The organism is Hydrocoleum sp. CS-953 (genome assembly GCF_002260545.1).
Taxonomy (GTDB): Bacteria; Cyanobacteriota; Cyanobacteriia; order Cyanobacteriales; family Microcoleaceae; genus Trichodesmium.
Genome location: NZ_LGSU01000048.1, coordinates 1 through 1,605 on the forward strand (window position 1 = coordinate 1; position 1,605 = coordinate 1,605).

The window sequence follows — 1,605 nt, forward strand, 5'->3', positions numbered from 1 at the left end:
TTATTGAGGTAATTATCAATTATCCATTATCAATTATCAATTATCAATTAATGAAGTCTCTTGGGTTTTTAATCAGTTCAGAAATGATATTTGTATCTAATAAATATAAATAACTCATTTTGACAAGTCAATGTCATCCAAGGGTAATAATTCTTCATCCACATCTGGAAAATTTTCATCTAAGGGTTCAAGGGTAGAAAGAGTTTGTAGGAGAGATTTTTTTTTGACAGGGGAAATAATAGGGAAGGGAATACCATCTTGGATTATACTCAAGGGTTACCCTGTTTTTTGTGCTTGGTTAATTAGGTGTTGAACAGATTCGGGAAGTTCTGCAAGGGTTATTTGTTTCAGACTGAGTTGTGGGGTTAGGGATTAGATTAATATGAGAGATTTAGGTTTATCAAGAAAAATTTCCACCGCATCCCTTAAGGAGGGAGAAAATGTTTCAATCTCTAAATAGGGATTTAGGTTTGTCAAGTATAGAGTTGGATTGCCTAATATGATTATACAAATTGGCTTCAACCCCTAAATAGGGATAGAGCAAACCCATCTTATTTTGAAGTCGTGTACTTAAGTATTGATAATTGTTCCTTCTATAAACTTTAACGATAAAAGCTGCCAAAATTTAGATGGGTTTGGTCTACCCCTTTGCATATTTCACATATAGCACTACGCATTAAGGTGTTTAACATTTCTAAATCCTGTTTGCGCAGCATTCGGTAGGAAAACCTTTTCACAATCTGCTATTCCCTATTCCCTATTCCCTATTCCCTATTCCCTAGCGCTATATATTTTAACGGAGCTTTCTACAACATAAAACAATGTAAAAAATCGGTTTTCCTGATGTAGCTAATCTGTGAACGTAACGAATTTCACAAATCTTTTCCAAGAAATTTTCTGAGATTAAAGAATCAATAAATTTGCCAAAACCTGTCTGATTATCAGAAAGCAAAAATTCCTCTTTGATCGAGATAGCCAAAAGTCCACCAGGTTCAACAATATTCAGAGCATTGCTGAATCCCTTTGTAGAAATATCAGAAAATCCTAGAGACCCAACAGCGATTAAACAATTAATAGAACTTGTATCTTTCAACTTAGAGAAAACTTCGCCGTTTGAATCAGATAAATCACCTACAATATATTTGTCATATATTTTGGGTTGGTCTCGCATTGCTGCATCACAAGCAATTTGAGAAATATCTTGTCCTACTAAGTGAGGAACATCTAGTTGACGTAATTTCTCACCAATTAATCCGTTACCTGCACCAATCTCCAGAACAGACATCTCAGTAATAGGGATAAAATAATTCTTACTAATGAACTCAACTACATTTTTCATTACCCTGGGAGAATTACATTGAAGCTTATTCATTAATAGTTCTTCATATAATCCTGGTACTGAGAAAATTTTGTCATAGTCATGGATTTTTATTTCCTGGGTTATACCATTTTGTTCCAAAATAAAAAACTCTTGGTCTTGAGTAATATCCTTTTGATCTGGAATAACAATTGAAAAAGATTTCATGTCTTGATATAAGTAGTTTAACCTGTTAAGCAAAAGCTCGGATTATGCAAAGGTATTAGTATACCACAATTTGAATATTT

At 33.3% G+C, this 1,605-nt stretch carries 2 protein-coding genes; both read right to left on the reverse strand.

From position 1 onward, the window contains the following. Positions 1 to 114: 114 nt before the first annotated feature. On the reverse strand, positions 115 to 273 hold the full coding sequence (locus AFK68_RS00230; RefSeq protein WP_246843902.1) for a hypothetical protein: 159 nt from the start codon (positions 271 to 273) through the stop codon (positions 115 to 117). A 520-nt stretch (positions 274 to 793) separates the two neighbouring features. Beyond that, a complete protein-coding gene (locus AFK68_RS00235) occupies positions 794 to 1,525 on the reverse strand; it encodes a class I SAM-dependent methyltransferase (RefSeq protein ID WP_094670712.1) in 732 nt (243 codons plus the stop codon). Positions 1,526 to 1,605: the final 80 nt, after the last annotated feature.

Bases quoted from the DNA above. Each gene is read 5' to 3' on its own strand.
- AFK68_RS00235 (WP_094670712.1), bottom strand. From the start codon at position 1,525: ATGAAATCTTTTTCAATTGTTATTCCAGATCAAAAGGATATTACTCAA.